Source organism: Protofrankia sp. Cr1 (assembly GCF_963555865.1).
Lineage (GTDB): Bacteria > Actinomycetota > Actinomycetes > Frankiales > Frankiaceae > Protofrankia.
Window position 1 is genome coordinate 2,107 of record NZ_CAUVXO010000517.1, and the last position, 1,809, is coordinate 3,915.

The following is a 1,809-nucleotide window of genomic DNA, read 5'->3' on the forward strand; positions in this document are numbered from 1 at the left end:
TCTTCGAATGCTCGGAGCCGGTCTTGGACCTGGGTGAGGTCGGTGAAGTCGTTGGGTGAGACGACCTTGCGCTGGACGACGGAGAAGAAGGTCTCCACCTGGTTGAGCCAGGAGGCGTGGACAGGGGTGTGGACCATGACCGCGTTCGGGAACGCCGTGGTCAGGCGTGTGATCGCGGCTTTGCCGCGGTGGGAGGAGCCGTTGTCGACGACCCAGAAGACCCGTTTCGCGCTGGCGTAGGGCTGTTGGGTCATGACCTGGGCGACCAGGTTCATGAACGGAACGATGCCGGTCGTCGGTTCGCAGCGGCCGAAGACCTGGGCGCGGTGGACGTCCCACCCGGCCAGGTAGGCGACGGCTCCGCCGCGGCCGTAGGTGTGGTTGACGCGCATCGCGCGGGCCTTGCCCGGGGGCAGGGTGGGGTGGCAGCGGCAACGGGCCTGGATCGAGGTCTTCGTGCGCCACGAGGCGCCTGTGCGCCGTGAGGCGCTGAGGATCGAAGGAGGTGCGAGACTTCCTCGCTGGGCTGTCGCAGCAGTCCGGTGGGAGCTGAGCGCAGTCTGACCCGGGAGACGCCGGGGAGGGCGGGAAGCAGCGCTGACAAAGCCGGGACTGTTCGGGACTGCCAGACGGGCCGGGTCCGGCGAGCGAGACCAGAGGGTGTACGAGAGGAACCAGTGGTAAAGCTCCGTAAGCGTGGCACCGGCTTAAATCTGGCGGATACAGGCCGGGGTGCAGTGCACGGTCCGCCTGGTGGGCGGGCCGACTCCGTAGCTGACTTGGCGTGTCGGTGGGGAGGTCACGGTGAAAGCCTGCGGCGTAGCCGTGGCGATGCTGCCGGGGCAAAGCTGGATGCCGGACTGGTCGATCGATTCTCAGTGAACACGGGAACCGTCCCGTGTCGTTCCCTTTTCCCGGGAGCCACCCCGAGTAACGGGATAGACACGTCGTCTGTCGAAGGCGCGGGACGGGGCGGAGGTCCCGTAGTAGTCCGAGCGGGCGAGAGGCCCGCGCATGGCGAAGGGGGCCAGCAAGTCGGCGGTGGACGTGCTGGAACACCAGGAGGTCGTCGGTGAACACCGACGAACCGGCGGCCGCTCTACTTGAGGCGGAACGCCGGGTACTGGAGATCCAGGCCAAGCTGCACCGTTGGGCCGGTGACGACCCTCGTCGCAGGTTCGACGACCTGTTCAACCTCGTCGCGGACCCAGGCTTCCTGCTGGTCGCCTGGGACCGGGTCCGGAACAACAAGGGCGCGCGCACGGCCGGGGTGGACGGCGAAACCGCCCGCTACATCGAGTCCGTGCGTGGGATGGAGGAGTTCCTCGCGGAACTGCGGGAAGATCTGAAGTCCCGCACCTTCCAGCCCCTGCCGGCGCGGCGGCGCGCGATCCCCAAGGCGGGCGGGAAGGTCCGCTACCTCGGGGTCGCAACCGTTCGTGACCGGGTGGCGCAGGCGTCGTTGAAGCTGGTGTTGGAGCCTATTTTCGAGGCGGATTTTCTTCCGTGTTCCTACGGGTTCCGTCCGAACCGCCGGGCTCACGACGCGGTGGCGGAGGTGCACCATTTCGCGTCCCGCACGTACGAGTGGGTCGTGGAAGGTGACATCAAAGCCTGTTTCGGGAGTTTCGATCACCAGATCATGCTCTCGACGCTGGGCGAGACGATCCACGACGGCAGGTTCCTGCGGCTGATGCGTAACATGCTCACAGCCGGATACCTGGAGGATTGGGTCTGGAACGCGACGCTGAGCGGGGTTCCGCAAGGCGGGTTATGCGCAGCTACGCATAATGCCCCTTTCGGCGTGCC

2 protein-coding genes are annotated in these 1,809 nt (G+C 66.7%); one reads left to right on the forward strand and one right to left on the reverse strand.

The window, feature by feature from the left end:
• The coding region (locus U9980_RS24920; RefSeq protein ID WP_322770155.1) for a transposase at positions 1 to 392 on the reverse strand (392 nt) is incomplete at its 3' end.
• 680 nt (positions 393 to 1,072) lie between these two features.
• Between U9980_RS24920 and U9980_RS24925 the strand changes: the two genes are divergently transcribed.
• The coding region (locus tag U9980_RS24925; protein WP_322770156.1) for a reverse transcriptase domain-containing protein at positions 1,073 to 1,809 on the forward strand (737 nt) is incomplete at its 3' end.